General features: G+C 34.5%; 17 protein-coding genes. All 17 read left to right on the plus strand.

What is annotated here, in order from left to right:
• Positions 1 to 895, plus strand: an 895-nt coding sequence (locus Q7P22_RS08925) for an aldo/keto reductase (protein ID WP_303863346.1), incomplete at its 5' end; no start/stop codon positions are given.
• A 1-nt stretch (position 896) separates the two neighbouring features.
• Positions 897 to 1,310 (plus strand): Holliday junction resolvase RuvX, encoded by a 414-nt coding sequence (gene ruvX, locus Q7P22_RS08930; protein ID WP_303863349.1) that lies wholly within the window; start codon positions 897 to 899, stop codon positions 1,308 to 1,310.
• A gap of 114 nt (positions 1,311 to 1,424) precedes the next feature.
• Positions 1,425 to 1,682 (plus strand): DUF1292 domain-containing protein, encoded by a 258-nt coding sequence (locus tag Q7P22_RS08935; protein ID WP_303863352.1) that lies wholly within the window; start codon positions 1,425 to 1,427, stop codon positions 1,680 to 1,682.
• A gap of 226 nt (positions 1,683 to 1,908) precedes the next feature.
• Positions 1,909 to 2,349 carry a Fur family transcriptional regulator gene (locus Q7P22_RS08940; protein WP_303863355.1) on the plus strand — a complete coding sequence of 147 codons (441 nt, stop codon included), beginning with the start codon at positions 1,909 to 1,911 and terminating at the stop codon, positions 2,347 to 2,349.
• A 35-nt stretch (positions 2,350 to 2,384) separates the two neighbouring features.
• On the plus strand, positions 2,385 to 4,046 hold the full coding sequence (locus Q7P22_RS08945; RefSeq protein WP_303863358.1) for a ribonuclease J: 1,662 nt from the start codon (positions 2,385 to 2,387) through the stop codon (positions 4,044 to 4,046).
• Positions 4,047 to 4,225: 179 nt separating this feature from the next.
• Positions 4,226 to 5,251 (plus strand): endolytic transglycosylase MltG, encoded by a 1,026-nt coding sequence (gene mltG, locus Q7P22_RS08950; protein WP_303863361.1) that lies wholly within the window; start codon positions 4,226 to 4,228, stop codon positions 5,249 to 5,251.
• A 275-nt stretch (positions 5,252 to 5,526) separates the two neighbouring features.
• The gene (locus tag Q7P22_RS08955; RefSeq protein ID WP_303863364.1) at positions 5,527 to 6,213 is read left to right on the plus strand and encodes an O-methyltransferase; all 687 of its coding nucleotides are present in this window, start codon (positions 5,527 to 5,529) and stop codon (positions 6,211 to 6,213) included.
• A gap of 83 nt (positions 6,214 to 6,296) precedes the next feature.
• Positions 6,297 to 7,520, plus strand: a complete 1,224-nt coding sequence (locus Q7P22_RS08960) for a U32 family peptidase (RefSeq protein WP_303863367.1) — start codon at positions 6,297 to 6,299, stop codon at positions 7,518 to 7,520.
• Between the two features lie 80 nt (positions 7,521 to 7,600).
• Positions 7,601 to 9,070 carry a penicillin-binding transpeptidase domain-containing protein gene (locus Q7P22_RS08965; RefSeq protein ID WP_303863370.1) on the plus strand — a complete coding sequence of 490 codons (1,470 nt, stop codon included), beginning with the start codon at positions 7,601 to 7,603 and terminating at the stop codon, positions 9,068 to 9,070.
• Positions 9,071 to 9,257: 187 nt separating this feature from the next.
• A complete protein-coding gene (gene sigK, locus Q7P22_RS08970) occupies positions 9,258 to 9,950 on the plus strand; it encodes an RNA polymerase sporulation sigma factor SigK (RefSeq protein WP_303863387.1) in 693 nt (230 codons plus the stop codon).
• A gap of 145 nt (positions 9,951 to 10,095) precedes the next feature.
• A complete protein-coding gene (locus Q7P22_RS08975; protein ID WP_303863373.1) occupies positions 10,096 to 11,778 on the plus strand; it encodes a GspE/PulE family protein in 1,683 nt (560 codons plus the stop codon).
• Between the two features lie 140 nt (positions 11,779 to 11,918).
• Positions 11,919 to 13,130: a type II secretion system F family protein gene (locus tag Q7P22_RS08980; RefSeq protein WP_303863375.1), complete on the plus strand. Its 1,212-nt coding sequence runs from the start codon at positions 11,919 to 11,921 to the stop codon at positions 13,128 to 13,130.
• 65 nt (positions 13,131 to 13,195) lie between these two features.
• Complete coding sequence (locus tag Q7P22_RS08985; protein WP_303863390.1) at positions 13,196 to 13,567, plus strand: type II secretion system protein; 372 nt, start codon at positions 13,196 to 13,198, stop codon at positions 13,565 to 13,567.
• 368 nt (positions 13,568 to 13,935) lie between these two features.
• Positions 13,936 to 15,306: a uroporphyrinogen decarboxylase family protein gene (locus tag Q7P22_RS08990; RefSeq protein ID WP_303863378.1), complete on the plus strand. Its 1,371-nt coding sequence runs from the start codon at positions 13,936 to 13,938 to the stop codon at positions 15,304 to 15,306.
• 248 nt (positions 15,307 to 15,554) lie between these two features.
• Positions 15,555 to 17,531, plus strand: a complete 1,977-nt coding sequence (locus Q7P22_RS08995) for an N-6 DNA methylase (protein ID WP_303863381.1) — start codon at positions 15,555 to 15,557, stop codon at positions 17,529 to 17,531.
• Positions 17,532 to 17,584: 53 nt separating this feature from the next.
• Complete coding sequence (gene ltaE, locus Q7P22_RS09000) at positions 17,585 to 18,622, plus strand: low-specificity L-threonine aldolase (protein ID WP_303863384.1); 1,038 nt, start codon at positions 17,585 to 17,587, stop codon at positions 18,620 to 18,622.
• Positions 18,623 to 18,766: 144 nt separating this feature from the next.
• Entirely contained in the window at positions 18,767 to 20,107 is a 1,341-nt protein-coding gene (locus Q7P22_RS09005; RefSeq protein ID WP_369695514.1) for a replication-associated recombination protein A, read from the plus strand.
• Positions 20,108 to 20,145 lie beyond the last annotated feature (38 nt).

Raw genomic sequence — 20,145 nt, forward strand, 5'->3', positions numbered from 1 at the left:
TGGCAGCTTGACTTTAGCTCCTCTTCAAGGCAATTTGAGCATAAAAGAAGGAGGAAAGTTGATTGCTTATGGAATGGAGCGGGGAATTAATTTTTTGGATACGGCTACCCTTTACGAGAATTATGGTGCCATTGGTAAGGCAATGGAATATTCTAAAAAGGAACTAATCGTAGCGACTAAATCTTATGATTACGACAAAATAGGTGCACAAAAGAATTTGCATAAGGCATTAAAAGAATTAAACAGAGATTATATTGATATCTATTTGCTTCATGAACAGGAGAGTATTCATACGATTCGTGGTCACTGGGAAGCTATTGAATATTTAATAAAAGAAAAAGAAAAAGGTACTATTAGAGCCCTTGGCATTTCCACTCATCGAGTTGAAGGGGTTTATGGAGCATGTGAAATCCCGGAATTAGAGGTCATACATCCTATTATAAATGTAAAGGGTTTAGGTATTGAGGACGGGAATAGAGAAGATATGGAAAAAGCTATCTCTTATGCTAAATCAAAGGGCAAGGGAATTTATGCCATGAAAATCTTTGGTGGCGGAAATCTGTCTAAGGATACAGAAGAGTGTTTTAAATATGCCCTTAATTTAAGGGATTTAGACTCTATGGCTATAGGCATGATTACTCGTGATGAAATAGACTATAATATTAATAAAATTTTAGGGCTTAAAATAGACGAGAGTTTATCGAGTAAAGTAAAAAATCGGAATAAAAAACTATTAGTAGAATTTTGGTGTACTGGCTGTGGTACATGTGTAGAAAAGTGTCACCAAAACGCCATGGAAATCATCCATGGAAAAGCAGAAGTAAATTCAGAAAAATGTTTGGTATGTGGCTATTGTGGAGCCTATTGTCCACAATTTTGTATAAAGGTTGTGTAAGATGAAAGATAGAATACTTGGCTTAGATGTGGGAGATAAGTATGTCGGAGTAGCTGTTTCAGATTTACTCGGGATTACTGCCCAAGGAGTAAGTACCTTAAAGAGACAAAAACTAGATGAAGATTTAGATCAAATAAAAAAAATTGTTGAAGAGTACCAAGTAAAGCAAATTGTAATAGGTTTGCCTAAAAATATGGATGGATCTATAGGAATGCAAGGTAATAAAGCACTCAATTTTGGGAATTATCTAAAGAAGAGGCTGGACTGTGAGATTATCTTTTGGGACGAGCGACTTACGACCAAAATAGCTCAAAATATCCTCATTGAAGGAAATGTGCGAAGAGAAAAACGAAAAGCCTTTATTGATAAGATAGCAGCTCAAAGTATTTTACAAAATTATATGGATTCGCTGTAATGCACAGTATGTTACCGGATGGAAATGGCATGATGACTAGAAATTAGAGCACTCTGTTTATTTCTTGTGGTTAATATAAAGGGAATATAAAAAATAAAAATTAGGAGGACAAAAATGAACGAAGAAAATGAAAACAGAATTGTACTGTTAGACGAAGAAGGAAATGAAGTAGAGTTTGAGTTAATTGTAACGATTGAAAAAGAAGGGGTAGAATATGCTCTTCTTTTAAATGTTGAAGAAGAAGAAGGAGATATGTACGCATTTAGAATCGATCAAGACGAAGAAGGCGATATTCTTCTTCCTGTAGAAGATGAAGAAGAGATTATAATGATTCAAGATCTTTACGATCAACTTATACAAGAAGAAGAATAATTTTTGAAATAGATTTGATATTTAATATAAGTAGAATCATATTCAGTAGAAGGTAAATACCTCCTACTGAATAGTATCCGTAAGACAATAAACTAAAAATCTTGAAATAGGACTTTTGTGCTCGTAATGAGATGAAATTTGTATTATTTGACCATTCGACAAGATGAGCGTATTGTGATACAATCATAAATGATAATAATTATTAAATGATAAGTGGTGAAGAATCATGTCTACTATTAGCCTAAATCGAGTTCTTTCAATTGTAAAAGAAAATGGGCATAAGTTAACGCCTCAAAGGCGGTATATTATTGAGATAATGATGAAAAATAATCAAGAACATTGGAGCACTGAAGAGATTTATGCAGAAGTAAAAAAGGTGTGTCCGGAAATTGGAATTGCAACAGTATATCGTACAGTACAAATGCTTGAGGAATTAAATTTATTGACAAAGCATCATTTTAGTGAAGGTTGTTCTAGATATGAATTTGCAGATGAAACCAAAAATCACAACCACCATCATATAGTGTGCACAAAATGTGGGAAGGTCATGGAAATTCAAGATACTTATTTTGATGAATTAGAGCACCATATTCAAGACGATATGAATTTTAATATTACAAATCACACAGTAACCTTTTATGGAATATGTGAGCATTGTAAAGAGTAAATAGTCGGAACGGATCATATAGAAAGGAGTATAGAATGGCAACAAAGAAAAGCAAATTAAAAATTATACCATTGGGGGGACTAGGAGAAGTAGGAAAAAACATTACCCTATTTGAGTATAAAAAGGATATTATTATTGTAGATTGTGGGGTAGCTTTCCCAGATGAAAGTATGTTCGGAATCGATGCCGTGTTACCTGATTACACCTATCTTGTAAATAACAAAGATAGAATAAAAGCGGTTCTTTTAACTCATGGTCACGAAGACCATATTGGTGGATTACCGTATATGTTAAAACAAATTGACGTGCCTATATACGGAACGAAACTTACGATTGGGTTAGTTGAAAATAAATTAGCTGAACATAAACTCTTAAACACTACTACTAGAAAAGTAGTAAAAGCCAAAGATAAAATTCAAATCGGAGGTTTTGAAATAGAGTTTATTCAAACAAATCATAGCATAGCGGATAGTGTGGCTATGTGTATTAAATGTGAAGCTGCAACAGTAATTCATACAGGAGACTTTAAAATTGACTATACTCCTATTGATGAAAATGTCATTGACCTTAAGAGATTTACAGAACTTGGCTCTGAAGGCGTTGATTTACTAATGGCAGATAGTACCAATGTTGAACTTCCGGGTTATACAGTATCGGAACGATCCGTAGGAAAGACATTTATGTCTTTGTTTGATGGAGTAGAAAGTAGAATTCTCGTGGCAACTTTTGCATCGAATATTCATAGAGTTCAGCAAGTTGCAGATGCAGCAAGAGCTCATAACCGAAAAGTGGCAATCAGTGGTAGAAGTATGGTAAACGTAACGAAGACAGCACGAGAATTGGGGTATTTGCATATTCCAGATGACTGTATCGTAGATATTAGAGATATCAATAAATACGAACCTAATGAAATTGTCGTAATCACTACAGGAAGCCAAGGGGAACCTTTAGCAGCTCTTAGTAGAATGGCAGCAGGTGAATACAGGCAATTGTCTATAAATAGAGGAGATTTAGTTATTATCTCAGCATCTGCTATACCAGGAAATGAAAAGATGATTACAAAGGTCATTAATAATTTGTATAAATTAGGTGCAGAAGTCGTTTACGAAAAACTAGCTGATATCCATGTGTCTGGTCATGCAAAACAAGATGAGTTGAAACTGATCCACACTTTAGTTAGCCCCAAATTCTTTATGCCCGTTCACGGTGAGTACAGAATGTTAATGAGACATGTTCAATTAGCTGAAGAATTAGGAATGCCTGAAGGAAATGCCATAGTTACCGAAAATGGCGCTGTTGTAGAAGTGGACAAAACTAGTTGTAAAGTTGTCGGAAGAGTACCTTCTGGAATTACCTTAGTAGATGGACTAGGAATTGGAGACGTTGGAAATATTGTCTTGAGAGATCGTAAGCACCTTTCAGAGGATGGTTTATTTATTGTAGTAGTAACATTAAGCAAGGGTAAAACTGTAGCAGGACCGGATGTAATATCGAGAGGTTTTGTATATGTCAGAGAATCTGAAGAATTAATCAGTCAATCTAGAGACGTGGTAAAAGCTGCGCTTGCTAAATGTGAAGAAAAGAACATTCACGAATGGAATAAAATAAAGGGTGAAATTAAAGATTCATTAGAACATTTCTTATATGAAAAAACTATGAGAAAGCCAATGATTTTGCCAATTATTATGGAAGTATAATTCACTTTATAGTCACAAGTCTCCCACTTATATTAGGATTTTTAAGTGGGAGTACTGATAAGTGTTTACCAAAAGCTGAAAACATCGCTTGACACGTAGACTCAATAAAACGAGTAGTTAGTAATAAGCAATTTTTTAATTGCTTATTACTAACTATTAATTATCTCGCCGGAGGTCTTATGAAAAATAAAAGAAAAAAAATGTTATTGATACTACTACTGGTTATAGTAAGTATTGGTACTTTCGTGTTATATTATTATAATAGTATAAAGCCCCTTAATCGCAATGGAGAAGAGAAACTAGTAGAAATCCCTTTGGGGTATTCGCTAGTAGATATAGCTGATTTACTGGAGGATGCTCATATTATAAAAGACAAATTAAGTCTGAAAATCTATGCTGTTACAAAAGGATATGCAGGTCAAATTAAAGCTGGAAAATATATTTTAAGTTCTAGTTATTCTGTAGGGGAAATCGTAGGAAAAATTGCTAAAGGGGAGACCGCCAGGGAAAGTATTGTTATAACGATACCTGAAGGGTGGAATCTTTCACAAATAGGAGAAGTACTAGAGAAAAATGAATTAGTATCGAAAGATGAGTTTATAAAGGAAACAAGTAATATTGCTAAATATCAAGAGAAATTTCCTTTTCTTTCAGGTATTAAGAATATAGAGGAAAGAAGTTTAGAAGGGTATTTATTTCCAGATACATATTATTTTAACAAAGAAGATGATTCAGAAATAATTATTAAAAAGATGTTATCTCGCTTTGGGCAAATATTAAAACCAGAATATGAAGAGCAAGCAGAATCTCTTAATATGACCATCGACGATATTGTTATACTGACGTCTATTGTGGAACAAGAAACAAAATATCCAGAAGACCGACCTAAAGTTGCAGAAGTGTTTTATAATCGATTAGAGGTAAATAAGCCGTTGCAATCTGATATTACGGTATTGTACGCATTAGGAGTAAAAAAGGAAAAAGTCTTGTACAAGGATTTAGAAGTAGAATCTAAATACAATACCTATAAATACCCAGGCTTACCTATTGGACCTGTAGGCTCTTTTTCAGAAGCAGCTCTAAAAGCCACATTGTATCCTGATGACAATGACTACCTTTATTTTATTGCAAAACCAGATGGGTATTGCGTATTCAACAAAACGTTTGAAGAGCACAATGTAGATGTGAATAAATACTTACGCTAATAAAAGAACAGCCATTAGTCGCTAGTCCCTAGCCCTGTGACGATGTTATGATATGTATGCTTTGCAGAAACTCCAGGGGACACATTTAAAATGTGTCCCCTTCTATGTGCAAAAAATCAAACTCTACGGTTTTTATGATAGAGACTAAAGGCTAAGGACTATGAATTAAAGACTAGGGTCTAGAAACGAGCTCTTTGTGGAACAATTTTGATACAAATATAAAAAAATGATATAATATGAAAAATTACTAAGACAAGCCTTGAGGTGACGAAAAAATGAGTAATATAAATTACGATTATATAGAAGATTATCTTAGGGGTCTTCTTCACGAAGAAGACCCTCTATTATGTGAATTAGAATCTTATGCTATGGAAAACCACGTACCCATTATTCATCCAGAAGTAAAGCAATTACTCTCTGTGATCATTAAGAGTAAGAAAATAGAATCGATTTTAGAAGTTGGTACGGCCATTGGTTATTCCTCTATTGCCTTTTGCAAAGCAATGCGGAAAGGCAAGGTTACTACTGTTGAGATTAATGAAGATATGAAAAACCTTGCTACTGAAAATATCAAAAGAGCTGGATATGAAAATAATATTGATATCATCCTAGGAGATGCCAATGAAGCCATTAAAGACATTACAGGAAAGTACGATTGTATCTTTTTGGATGGTGCAAAAGGACATTATGTCCATTTGCTAGAGGACTGCTTAAACTTATTAAATCCAGGAGGATTGCTTATTTCAGATAATGTTCTCTTTAGAGGCATGATTGCTAGTAAGGAGCTTGTCAAAAGAAGAAAGATTACTATTGTAAAGAGAATGCGAAAATACCTTGAAGTCATCTCAGAGCATCCCCAACTAGAAACTAGTATTGTACCTATTGGAGATGGATTGGCGATTAGCTATTATAAGGCAGAAAGCAAAATCTTAGAAGCGAAAAATAGTAGCCAACTACCTTAGAAGATACAAGTTATAAAACTACCGCTTAATTATCGTTTAGCAACTGTTGTTCGACAACTGTTCAAAAAAGGAGAGTATGACTTATGAAAAAACCAGAGCTGCTTGCACCAGCTGGAAATATGGAAAAATTAAAATTTGCATTACATTACGGTGCTGATGCTGTATATTGTGCGGGAAGTCGTTTTGGACTTCGCGCTAAGGCAGGTAATTTTGGGCCACAAGAATTAAAAGAAGCTGTAGAATACGTCCATAATCGGGGCAAAAAAATCTACGTTACCATGAATATTATTGCTCACAATGAAGACTTTGAAGGTATGAAAGAGTATATTAAATACCTAGAAGAATTAAAAGTAGATGAAGTCATTGTAGCGGATCCAGGGATCATAGGATTAATAAGAGAGACAGCACCAAATCTTAAAATTTCTATGAGCACTCAAGCCAATACGACAAATTACTACAGTGCTAAATTTTGGCATGACATGGGTGTAAAGAGAATCGTTTTAGCGAGAGAGATGAGCCTAAAGGAAGTAAAAGAAATTGTGCGTAATACCCCAGATACTCTAGAAATTGAAACATTCATTCATGGGGCAATGTGCATATCTTACTCAGGCAGATGCCTTCTTAGCAATTACATGGCTAATCGGGATGCCAATAAGGGGGATTGTGCTCAGCCTTGCAGATGGAACTATTCTCTAGTGGAGAAGACGAGAGAAAACGAGCACTTTCCCGTTTACGAAGATGAAAGAGGAACATATGTATTTAATTCAAAAGATCTCTGTTTAATAGACCAAATTCCAGCATTAATCGATGCAGGAATAAATAGTTTTAAAATTGAAGGACGAATGAAAAGCGTGTTTTACGTTGCTAGTGTAACGAATGCATACAGAAAAGAAATAGATCGCTATCTGAGTGATCCTGAAAACTATACATTTGATCCAGAGAGTTTTGAGGAGCTTAGAAAAATCAGCCATAGACAGTATACAGGTGGCTTTTCTCAAAATAAACCAACGAATAAAGATCAAAATTACGATTCTAGCACTTATGTAAGAAATTACGACTTTGTAGGTGTAGTATTAGACTACGACGAAAAAAGCCAAATAGCTACTATAGAACAGAGAAACAAGATCGAAATAGGGGATCATATCGAAATCATGACACCAAAAGAAGAGTTTAAAACTCAAACCGTTACAGAACTATACGACGAAACAAATGAACCCCTAGAATCCACTCCGCATCCAAAAATGATCTTCAAAATGAAGATGACTCAACCAGTAGCAGCAATGGATTTGTTGAGAAAGAAAGTTTGAAAAGACGGTTAGACAGGAAAAACGCATAGTTTCCCTTTATTTGGTACAAAATAATAGTATCAAACAAAGGGAGTTTTTTTATGCGTAGAGATCGAATCGTTACCTTTGCCTTTATCATCTTATTAACGGTTACTATTATAGGAGCTCGAACTGCTTATTTGCTACTAGACGACAGTAGTAATGTGGCTTCTTCTGTCTCTAATCAAATAGACAGAGGTAGCACTTTATTTTATCCTAGAGGTCGCATAATGGATCGAAATGGGATTGTATTAAGTCCAAAGGTAAACAAAAAAGAAGGAGAAGTTCCTATAAAAGAATACGTAGCGGATGTGGGGGAAGATGTGGTCGGAAAAGTCTCTTATAATCCTGAGGATACGACAGCTGAAGGGATAAAAGGAGAGTCTGGTTTACAGGCTTTATACGATTCTGCACTCAATGGAGGCAGTCCTATTAAGATTTCTACTTATAGAGATGGACGAAATGAGGAGTATGCCCCAATATTCGTACAAGTATATGGAGATCATGTGAATGAAGGGACGGATCTTGTCACGACCCTAAATTATCATATACAAAAAATTGTAGAAGATGAGCTGGATTTTACCTACAATAAAGAAAAATATGAAGGAATTGCCGTTGTAGTCAGTGATGTGCATACTGGTGAAGTCTTATCGATGGCTTCTGTAGGAGATTTAACGAATAAAGCTGTCCTCAACTATCAACCAGGATCGGTTTTTAAAATACTGGTATTTGCACAAGCCCTTGAAAAAGGTATTATCGACTTAAATACGATTTTTGAATGCAAGGGAACTATTGAAATCGATGGAAAAATAAAAAATTGTAACAAATCAGAAGGTCACGGCAAAATCAATACAGTGGAGGCCTTTGCAGAGTCCTGTAATATTGCAGCCTATGAAACTGGTATGTTGTTAAATCAATTTAGTGAAAAGGATACTTTACTTTATAATGATGTACTGGAATTGGCAAAAGAATTTGGCTTTCAGGACAAAAATGTCGAAAAGACTAAAGAATTTCCTCTGAGTTACTCTTATTCAGCTCCGATTATTCCTTCAAAGATATCTGTACCCATGGATGTATTTAATATGTCATTAGGACAAGGAAGTGTGATGGCGTCACCATTGATGATGACAAAAATCGTACAAACCATTGGAAATGATGGGGTGCTAATTGAACCTACAATCGCATTAAAAGAAGTAAGTCCATTAGGACAAGAAAAAGAGATGAAAAAAGTAGAAAAGCAGATTTTCTCTAAAGAAGTTAACGATACGCTAAAAATTCTCCTTACAGAAGTAGGCAAAACTGGTACTGGAAAGAACAATACTTTGAAAGAACGGGGAGGATTAGCAGGCAAAAGTGGTACGGCTCAGCACATTGGAGAAAGGGAAGCCCACAGTTGGTTTACAGGCTATTTTCCAGCAAATAATCCTAAGTACGCTATGACAATTTTTGTAGAAGAAGGTGGCAGCTCATCCACTACAGCATTGCCTATTTTTGATAGTGTAGCAAATAAAATACTGGATTTGTACGAATAAATTGGATGTAATGCGCGGAAAGCGGAAAAAAACATGCTCACCTAGCTTTCAACTTTAAATTGTAAATTCTCGATTGTGGCAACGTGCACCTGTCCCTAAATATACAAATAAAGCAAAAAAGAGCACCCCCTTGCATATATATTAATAAATGGAACACATGGGGGTGCTTTTCTTGTTTGGATCATTTATGGGAATAATCGCTTTACTTAAAAATATTTTTTTCCTACTAGGTTATGTCAGCGGTAATTCTTTTCCCAATCCTTTAAGTAAGGAAGACGAGGCAAAATATCTTGATTTATACAAACACAAAGAGGATTATGAAGCAAAAAATATACTCATAGAGCACAATATGCGACTAGTAGCCCATATTGTAAAAAAATACACATTTTCTAATATTGAAATAGAAGATTTGATATCAATAGGTACAATTGGTTTGATCAAAGCCATATCCACCTTCAATCCAGATAAGGGAACAAGACTTGCAACGTATGCTTCAAAATGTATCGATAATGAAATATTAATGTACATAAGATCCGAACAAAAAACAAGAAATGATGTTTCTCTATATGATCCAATTGGAACGGATAAAGAAGGAAATAAAATATCCTTAATGGATATTTTGGGTACTGAAGGAGACACGGTATACGATCATGTATTATTAGCAATTCAAGCAAAAAAACTAGAGGAAATCATGAATAGAGTATTAAATATACGAGAAAAAGAAATTATCATACTTAGGTACGGTTTAAATAATCATGATAGACGAACTCAGAAGGAAATAGCAGATGAAATGGGCATATCCCGCTCTTATGTATCGAGAATTGAGAAAAAAGCAGTTCAGAGACTAGCTCAAGAATTTTCGAAACAAAGTTTTGAATAAAGTTAGATGGTAAGTAAAACCTATCAGCCACCTCTTGTGCATAGGTTTTACTTGCTACTAAGAACTATAAACAGCTCGATAGTAGAATTTATTAATAATATATGGTATAATAGTAAAAAAATGTAATACTGTATCAGGTGATAAGATGAAAAAAGAGAAGCAAATGGGAGACTTGTTGTTGAAAAGTGGAGTGATAGATGAAAATCAATTATCTAAAGCTTTTTCTGTACAAGCTAAGACCGCAAAAAAACTGGAAGATGTTCTTCTGGAAGAGGCATTTGTAGACGAGGAAGACCTCATCAATATATTATCATTACAATTAGGTATCCCTCGGGTAAATTTTATGAATATAACAATTGACTCCGAGGCCGTAAGTTCAATTCCCTACATATTAGCTAAAAAACATATTGTATTACCCCTTAAGTACGATGAAAAAAGCAATCTTATTGTAGCGATGAATCAGCCTCTAGATTTAATTGCGATAGAAGATCTGAAGCTAGTAACGCAAAAGAGAATAATACCATATATGGCTACGAAGAGTGAAATTATCAGCTATATAGAAAAATTTTACAATTCCTCTGATGCTCAAAAGGCAATCGAGGAGTTTAATAAAAGTCAAAGTGTAGAGGATAGAGTACAAGAGGAGATTGAAGACGAATCTTATATTAATAATGCTCCCATCGTTCGAATTGTAAATAATATCATTGAAAAAGGAGTTCGATCTAAAGCTAGCGATATCCATATAGAGCCCTTTGAACATTCTGTTTACGTTCGAATGAGAGTAGATGGAGTTTTACAAAAGCTCATAGATGACCTAAATATTAACACTCACAATGCAGTGGTAAGCAGAATAAAAATCCTCAGTGATTTAAATATAGCCGAAAGACGTCTTCCTCAAGACGGAGCATTGATTATGCATATAGACAATAGAGATATTGATTTTCGTATTTCTATTCTTCCCACCATATACGGAGAAAAAGTCGTAATCCGCATATTAGATAAGGGACAATTCAATCTAGATTTTAATGCTTTACATTTTACAAATCACGAACGTTCAATGGTCAACGATTTTATGAAAGCACCTCATGGGATTGTCTTAGTGACAGGTCCTACTGGTAGCGGCAAGAGTACTACCTTATACACTATTTTAAGAGAGTTAAATTCACATGAAGAAAATATTATCACCGTAGAAGATCCAGTTGAGCTAAAAATAAACGGCATCAACCAAGTTCAAGTGAATATGAAGACAGGCCTAACTTTTGTAGAAGGATTGCGCTCCATACTTAGGCAAGATCCTGATATTATTATGATTGGCGAAATAAGAGATTCTGAAACGGCTAAAATAGCCATAAGAGCTTCTATTACTGGTCACTTAGTATTAAGTACCATACACACGAATGACGCTGTGTCTACTATTACTCGATTAATAGACATGGGAGTAGAGCCTTATCTTGTCTCTTCTTCTATTTTAGGGATTATTTCTCAAAGATTAGTAAGGGTTCTCTGTAGTAGATGTAAGACAATCTGCAAAGCTACAAGCGAAGAACAACAACTACTAAACATGCCTGAAGAAGAACTCCTATTGCACTACCCAGTTGGATGTAATATTTGTAATAATACTGGCTATAGAGGTAGGCGAGGAGTTCACGAAGTAGTTAAGATTGACAAAAAAATGAGAGAGGCGATTTCAAAAGGATTTAGCTATGATCAACTAACAGATTTAGCCAAAAAAAGTGGCATGGTACCTTTAATTCAAAACGCAAAAGAACTAGTATTAAAAGGAATTACAACTATTGATGAAGTGCTGAATATTTCGTTTTTTGACTAAGTAAGTAACAAGGGTTCAACTACCAATTAAAAAAACCCAATAATAGTAGATAATGTAACGATACGCTATTGTTTATAATAGAGGGGTATATGCGTTGCGATGAGTTAGGGCGTTATTGAAAAATAATTGAGGAGAGGTTCATGGCTGTATATCATTATAAGGCTAAAGATAAAATGGGTAGAACTATTAAGGGGCATTTTGAGGCCCAAAACCGGGAAGAAGTTCTCAAATATATCCGAGAAAGATCATATTATCCCCTAAATGTAGAAATACAAAAAAGATCTTGGAATATAAATATAAACCTAGATATCAATAAAAGAGTAAAGGTAAGGGATTTGGCTATATTTTGTAGGCAGTTTGCGACGACTCTAAAATCGGGCATTACTGTAGTAGAAGGTTTAAGTCTTTTAAGTAAGCAAACCGTACATAAAAAGCTGTCTCAAGTTATCAGTGATATTTGTGACGATATTTTAAAAGGCAGTTCCCTTTCTGAGGCGATGGGTAAGGAGTCTTCTGTTTTTCCTAATTTATTAATTAGTATGGTGGAAAGTGGGGAAGCAAGCAGCAATTTAGATCGTGTAATGGAGGATATGGCAGACCATTTTGAGAAGGAGCATAAACTAAATCAAAAAATAAAGAGCGCTTTTACCTACCCTATTATCGTTTCCATTGTAGCAGTGCTGGTCGTAGGACTTCTTTTAACCTTTGTAATGCCCACATTTGTAAGTATATTCGATTCCTTTGGTTCTGAATTGCCATTTCCAACCAAAATGATCTTATCGATTAGCAGCAGTTTAAAGAATTTTTGGTATGTATATTTGTTCATTACAAGTATAACGATTTACAGCGTAAAGAAATATATAGATACGCCAAAAGGGCGCTTTATAATCGATAAACTCAAAGTAAAAATACCTGTATTTGGAGAACTAAATAATAAAGTCTTTATGGAACGATTTGCCAGTACAATATCCGTCCTTCTTTCTAGTGGCGTGGATATTTTAGATGCTATAGAAATTGTTCAGAAGGTCGTAGGAAATGAGTATATTAAAGCTAGCCTAGAAAAAGTAAAGATAGGCGTACGTGAAGGCTATGGACTAGGAAAGACAATAGAATCGACAAAGGTTTTTCCACCTTTAGTGTATCAAATGATTGATATAGGTGAGCGCTCAGGCTCGCTAGACTATGTATTAAGGAAAATCTCCACCTTTTATGAAGACGAAGTAGAAAACTCCATACAGCAGCTCACTACTATGATTGAACCCTTGATTATCGTTATTTTAGGGGGGATAGTAGGATTTATAGTCATATCGATGATCTTACCTGTATTCGATTTGTACAATATTATCGGATAAGTTAGTTGATTAGGAAAATACAACACTATGATAAAAATAAATAAAGGAGGGAAATGGTGTTGAATATGCAAAAGATATTAAAGAAAAAGGAAAATGGTTTTACATTGGTAGAATTGATTGTGGTTATTGCAATTTTAGGCCTATTGGCTGTAATTGCAGTGCCCAGGGTTGTAGGGGCTATAGAAGATGCAAAATACACTGCTACAGAAGCAAATGTAAGAACTTTAAATGGTGCTGTAGCATTGTATTTAGCTAAAGACGGCAAAGGAATTGACACACTAGGTGATAGTAAAACTGAGGTATACAATACGCTACATGGAGAGGAACTAGTGACCCTTGATGAAAAGGATTTAGACAATATAATATATGAGGAGGGACTATTTAAAAATAATTTAACAGATCCTAATGGGACAGCAGAAGAACCATCAGATGGGTAAATATATCTTAGAGAAAAAATTAGAGACATAAGTTTTCTTATCTTATAACACAAAAAAGAGTAGGATCTTATAAATAGGGAATCTACTCTTTTTTTATACGATAAATATGTCCTGTTTTTTACTCTTGCTACGGACCTCTTATATCCTACTGTCAATTTTGCACCTTAAACTTTATACTTTGTCTTATCTTATATTATCTCTATCGTTTTACTTGACTTAATTTGAAAAATAAAATAAGATGTTTTTATAATAACAAATATTGAATCTATGTAATATTTTATAATTGATATATAAAATTACAGTTAAGTTATCTTTTGTATAGTGTAGACTTAACAATATGAATAAGATTAATAAGGGTGTGCAAGTAGATGAGTGACATAAAGAAAATTCAAGAAGAGAGAAATCAAAATTTTAAAAATATTTATGAAAGTATAATTCCAAATAGAGTACCTGTAAATATAACTTTTCCTTTTGGGACGATTGCAGAGTTAGCAGGTTTAAATCTTTTAGAAGCACAGTGGAATCCTGAACTTATCGAATCAGCTGTACAATATGTTTCAGAGAGAATGTACACAGATGTAGTACCAGGGGGTACTTCTCTTAGGTTCCCATCCTATTATCAAACACTACAATCTAAATCTTTTGTTATGGGAACAAGCGGAGTCTTTCAACATCCTGATGTGTCAGGAATGAAACCAGAAGATTTTGATTATCTAATTTCCAATCCTTTAGAATGCCTTTACGAGATCGTTATTCCTAGATTATATACAGGTTTAGATTTAAACAATCCTATAGAAATGATGAGAAAATTTACAAAAGCTTTTAAAGGATATCAACAGGATAAAGCGATTACAGGAGCAATTGAAAATCGAATAGCTGAAAAATACGGTTATTGCTCTATAGTACCTGTAGGCTCAAGTGGCTTTACAGAAGCGCCATATGACTTTTTAGCAGATACTCTTCGAGGGTTTAGAGGCGTTGCAGTAGATATTCGAAGAAGACCTAAACAATTACAGGCAGCGATTGAAGCTTTATATCCTATTGTACTTAAAAAGGGAATGCCTAAGACGATTTCAAATTATGGTCATGTATTTATGCCCTTACATATGCCTACATTCATGAGAGAAGTGGATTTTGCTAATCACTGGTGGCCTTCTTTTAAAAGACTGTTAGAAGAATACGCATCTATGGGCATCCACTGTAAAATCTTTTGTGAAGACAATTGGGATAGGTATTTAGATTATCTAAACGATCTGCCAACGAATACGGTTTTGCTCTTTGAATACGGTACACCTAAACGGATTAAGGAAAAGGTAGGAAAGAAACACATCATATCAGGTTTGTATCCGGTAACATACTTTAAGAATCATACAAAAGAAGAGTGTGTAGATTTAGCAAAAGAATTAATAGACACGTTAGCCCCTGGAGGAAAGTATATCTTTGATTTCGATAAAAGACCACTAAGCGGTGCAGAAGTAGATTTAGAGAAATTTAATGTAGTAACAAAAGCTGTTCATGAATACGGTGTATATACGAGCAATGTAGGAGAAGTAGTAGGGGATGTATTTCATAAGGAGGATTACACAGTAGATCCTAAAAATAGAAACTTAGACAGCAGATACTATCTTACAAAAGAGCAAATGTTAAAAGAAAATCCATCATTAACAGAAACAGGAGCAGATCGAATGGCTTCCATTGAAGATGAAATCTTTGATTTTTTAAATTTCCTGCTTATGTAGTACCAAAGAAAGAGAGGACAGCGTCCTCTCTTTCTTTGGTATTCTAAGTTTTACACTCTATGTTCTATGTAAGACTATTTATGTTACCAAGGTAACAATTGTTTATTAATTCTATTGCAACCATGTGTTAGTGTTTTTTACCAACCCAAAGGAATACCCCTAAATTATACGTAGAGCTTATTGAACTTGATTTTTTCATCTATCATCGCTATGATTGATTCTATACATAAGAAAACGAGGAGCTTAAGGTGAAAAGTTTTTTTCAAGATGTAGGGATATTATATAATAGCACTTTATCAGATGAGGATAATAGTCTCTTTATTATTAAAGGGGTTTTTTTAAAGTACCTTTATGACAATGAGTATATCTATGAGGTGAAAGGGATTTTAAGAGGACCTTTTACAATAGATAGAATAATTTCTCAATGGGCAAAAGAAGAGATCCATTGTTTTAAAGAGGAGGAACGATTCTTAGACGAAGAATCCTATCCTCTACTTCTAGAATATATTAAAGGTGGTCAGACTCTTAAAGGGATTAACAGCAATATTATAGGTTTTATATATGAATATATATCTAGTGAAATATCAAAAAAAAGAAAGGGAATGTTCTATACCCCTTCTTCGATTGTAAAACACATGATCGATATTTTGCACGTAGATTTTAGTAGAAATCATAAAGTATTAGATCCTGCTTGTGGTAGCGGTTTCTTTTTGTCGGCTTGGTATGATGAAATTCTTTCTACAGTAAATGCCAATTCTGCAGAGTGTAGATTTAAGCTACATCAATTTATTTTAACCAATCAATTATTTGGCATGGACAAAGACCCCATGGCAGTATTGATTTCAAAACTGATCTTACATCTAAAGAATCCTATCTTTACGCCAATTCATAATTTTTTTTGTCAAGATGCCTTATTAGATCAAATAGATCCGTCCTTACAATCGTCCTTTGATTATATCATCGGTAATCCTCCTTATATTGGTCATAAAATGATGGATAAGGATATATCCTCTGTTTTAAAAGAACAATATGGAGATGTTTTTTACAATAAAGGAGATTTGTCCTATTGTTTTTTTCCATTAGGCATCTCCCTTTTAAAAGAGGAAGGACAGCTCATCTATATTAGCTCACGTTACTTTCTAGAGTCTCCAAGTGGGACGGGTTTACGAAAATATATATCTAGTAATACTAGGATTAATAAAATCGTAGACTTTAATGGAAATCGGTTTATAAAAGGAGCAAAGGTAGATTTAGTGATTATTCATTTGTCAAAGTGTATAAGTGATAAAAACCCCATGAAGGTATATAAACTAAAAGAAGATTTAAAAGTAAAAAACTATAATGAAATCTTTCGGCCTGATAATTACAAGGAGTTTTTTATACCTCAAAGCAATCTGCAAGAAGATGGTTGGATTCTCACCGAGAAGATAGCGCAAGATATTTTGAAGAAAATAAACGCTAAAACAACAATGACTTTAGAGGAAATTTGTGATAGTTTTCAAGGGATTATTACAGGTTGTGACAAGGCTTTTGTCTTAGATGATGGAGATAAAGACTTGTTTGATAAAGAACTACTAGTTCCTTGGATTAAAAATAAAAATATTCAAAAGTATGAGATTACAGATAGCAAAAGATATCTCTTGTACACAGACTATATAAAAGACATAAGCAAGTATTCTAAAGCAGAAGAATACTTAAATCCATTTAAAGAAGTCTTGAAAAATCGACGAGAATGTAAGAGCGGCATCAGAAAGTGGTATATGTTGCAATGGGGAAGAAATCCAGAAAACTTTACCCGTCCTAAAATTATCTTTCCTTATAAAGCATCCTCTAATCGCTTTGCATATGATGAGAATGATCTTTTTTTTAGCGCAGATATTTACGCCTTGGTTTTAAAGCACAATCTCTTTACGGAAAATATAAATTATGAATACTTGGTTTGCCTATTAAATAGTAGTCTTTATGAGTTTTATTTTAAATCTTTTGCAAAAAAATTAGGTGGAAAACTGTATGATTATTATCCGAATACCATAATGAGATTAAAAATTCCTAACTCAAATACCAAGATAAGGAACAAATTTAAAGAGTATTATGATAATATTAAATATTATACTGAAATAGGCGAAAGAGAAAAAGTAAAGAAAATTATGAACAAGATCGATGATGGATTATACAAGTATTTTGGGTTAAGTGATAAGGAAATACAAACGGTAAAAAGCATTTAGCCACCACTGGTGGCATAACCTACGACAAACCACCTTAGAAAGGATTTGATTATATGAACATCATAGATTTTCGCAGCGATACGGTGACGATGCCCACAGAGAAGATGAGAGAAGTTATGGCTAGTGCTTTGGTAGGGGATGATGTATACCGTGAGGATCCTACAGTAAATGCTCTAGAAGAAATAGCCGCTAAAAGACTAGGAAAAGAAACTGCCTTATTTGTTCCAAGTGGCACGATGGGTAATCAAATAGCTGTAAAGACTCATACCATTGCTGGTCATGAGGTAATCGTAGAAAATAAAAGCCATATATACAATTATGAAGTAGGGGCCCTAGCATCTATTTGTGGAGTGCAAGCTCATCCAATAAGCAGTGATCTTGGTGCAATAAATCCAGATTTCTTAAGAGAAGCCATACGAGAAGAGGATATTCACTATGCGAAGACGGGGCTAATTTGTCTAGAAAATACTCACAATCAACATGGTGGAATAGTAGTCCCAATAGAAAATATGAAAACTGTTTACGAAATTGCACAGGAGAATCAAATTCCCATTCACTTGGATGGTGCCAGGATTTTTAATGCAGCGACCTATCTAAAAACGGATGTTAAAAACATTGCTGAGTATGCAGATTCTATTATGCTTTGCTTATCTAAAGGGTTAGGTGCTCCTGTAGGTTCTATATTAGTAGGAAATAGAGAGTTTATTCAAAAAGCAAGAAAAGTCCGTAAGATGTTTGGCGGTGGCATGAGACAAGCAGGTATTATCGCTGCTGCAGGAATTGTGTCATTAGAGGAAATGACACATCGATTAGAAGAAGATCACATTACAGCGAAAGCCTTAGGGGAAGGTTTGTCTGAGATAAATGGCTTAAAAGTCGACCTTAAAACACTCCAAACCAATATCGTCATGTGCGATGTAATCAACCCCCAAATAGACACCAATCAATTAGTAGAAGATTTAAGAAAAGAAGGAATCATCTGCGCTACTGCAGGAGTGAATCGAATCCGATTTGTAACACATTATCCTATAAGTATGAGTGATGTTCATTATACGATGGGATTAATCGGCAAGGTGGTTAGGATAACGTAGAGAGATGTTTTAAAGAAAGTAAAGAATCAAAAGTTTTTCTTTTCTCCTTTATGGATTTTCTCGTCCAACCTAAACATCTACTACATTTATATTACAATATATAACCAAAATTTAAAATAGCAGTATAAAAAAGGAGGGGTTGTCGTGCAACAGAGTTTTTTTCAACAGAATATGGAGAATACTTTAAAGAAGGAAGCTCCTTTATCCGTGAGAATGAGGCCAGAATCTTTAGAGGATTTTTTTGGACAGGAACATTTAGTGGGAAAGGGAAAGCTCCTCTACAGGTCTATTCAAGCAGATAAAATTAGCTCTCTCATTTTATATGGACCTCCTGGAACGGGCAAGACTACATTAGCGAAGATCATTGCCAACAAGACTCAATCTATTTTTGTTCAAATCAATGCAGTAACATCAGGAATTAAGGATATTCGGGAGGTCATAGATAAGGCTAGGGAAAATTTAGGTATGTATGGCAAGCGGACCATTCTTTTTATCGATGAAATCCATCGATTTAATAAATCACAACAAGATGCATTGTTGCCTGCAGTGGAAGAGGGAATTGTCATTCTTATTGGAGCTACTACAGAAAATCCCTATTTTGAAGTGAATTCTCCTCTTATTTCAAGGTCTAGAGTCTTTCAATTAAAAAAGTTATCAAAAGAGAGCATTGTTCATATTCTATTAAAGGCAATTAAAGACAAAAGACGAGGTCTGGGTAACATTCCCATATGTATACGCGAAGAAACATTAGACAGTTTAGCTTTATTAAGTGAGGGTGACGCAAGAAGTGCATTAAATGCTTTAGAGCTTGCTGGATTGACTACACCAGTTGACGAAAACGGAAGAATCAATATTACGGAAGAAATTATTGAAGAATGTATTCAAAGAAAAGCGGTATACTATGATAAAAAAGGTGATAATCACTATGATACGATATCTGCTTTTATTAAGAGTATAAGGGGCTCAGATCCAGATGCTGCTATTTATTGGATGGCGAAGATGATTGAAGGAGGCGAAGATCCCAAATTTATTGCTAGGAGATTAGTCATCTCTGCATCTGAAGACATTGGTAATGCAGATCCGCAAGCTCTTGTGGTGGCAGTTGCAGCATTTAAAGCAGTAGAGATTATTGGACTGCCAGAAGCGAGAATTAATTTAGCTCAAGTAGTAACCTATTTAGCAAGTGCCCCAAAGAGCAATGCTTCGTACATGGCCATTGATAAGGCCATAGAAGATATTCGAAAGAACCCACTAGGAGAAGTACCATCCCACCTAAAAGATGCCCATTACAAGGGAGCTAAGGAATTAGGTCACGGAATAGGCTACAAATACCCTCATAGTTACGAAGGCAATTACACAAAACAAGATTATTTACCTAAAGAAATGGTACATCTAAAGTATTACCAACCAACAGAAAATGGATACGAGAAGAAGATTAAAGAACAATTGTTGAAGAACCGTCTAACCCAAAAAGCAATCTGGTAATATGTCAAGAAAAGATTTTTAAATAAATCAAACATAAC

Origin of the sequence: Alkalibaculum bacchi (genome assembly GCF_937875145.1) — a bacterium.
Taxonomy (GTDB): domain Bacteria; phylum Bacillota; class Clostridia; order Eubacteriales; family Alkalibacteraceae; genus Alkalibaculum; species Alkalibaculum bacchi_A.

Bases quoted from the DNA above. Each gene is read 5' to 3' on its own strand.
- ruvX (WP_303863349.1), top strand. From the start codon at position 897: ATGAAAGATAGAATACTTGGCTTAGATGTGGGAGATAAGTATGTCGGA.
- Q7P22_RS08935 (WP_303863352.1), top strand. From the start codon at position 1,425: ATGAACGAAGAAAATGAAAACAGAATTGTACTGTTAGACGAAGAAGGA.
- Q7P22_RS08940 (WP_303863355.1), top strand. From the start codon at position 1,909: ATGTCTACTATTAGCCTAAATCGAGTTCTTTCAATTGTAAAAGAAAAT.
- Q7P22_RS08945 (WP_303863358.1), top strand. From the start codon at position 2,385: ATGGCAACAAAGAAAAGCAAATTAAAAATTATACCATTGGGGGGACTA.
- mltG (WP_303863361.1), top strand. From the start codon at position 4,226: ATGAAAAATAAAAGAAAAAAAATGTTATTGATACTACTACTGGTTATA.
- Q7P22_RS08955 (WP_303863364.1), top strand. From the start codon at position 5,527: ATGAGTAATATAAATTACGATTATATAGAAGATTATCTTAGGGGTCTT.
- Q7P22_RS08960 (WP_303863367.1), top strand. From the start codon at position 6,297: ATGAAAAAACCAGAGCTGCTTGCACCAGCTGGAAATATGGAAAAATTA.
- Q7P22_RS08965 (WP_303863370.1), top strand. From the start codon at position 7,601: ATGCGTAGAGATCGAATCGTTACCTTTGCCTTTATCATCTTATTAACG.
- sigK (WP_303863387.1), top strand. From the start codon at position 9,258: ATGGGAATAATCGCTTTACTTAAAAATATTTTTTTCCTACTAGGTTAT.
- Q7P22_RS08975 (WP_303863373.1), top strand. From the start codon at position 10,096: ATGAAAAAAGAGAAGCAAATGGGAGACTTGTTGTTGAAAAGTGGAGTG.
- Q7P22_RS08980 (WP_303863375.1), top strand. From the start codon at position 11,919: ATGGCTGTATATCATTATAAGGCTAAAGATAAAATGGGTAGAACTATT.
- Q7P22_RS08985 (WP_303863390.1), top strand. From the start codon at position 13,196: ATGCAAAAGATATTAAAGAAAAAGGAAAATGGTTTTACATTGGTAGAA.
- Q7P22_RS08990 (WP_303863378.1), top strand. From the start codon at position 13,936: ATGAGTGACATAAAGAAAATTCAAGAAGAGAGAAATCAAAATTTTAAA.
- ltaE (WP_303863384.1), top strand. From the start codon at position 17,585: ATGAACATCATAGATTTTCGCAGCGATACGGTGACGATGCCCACAGAG.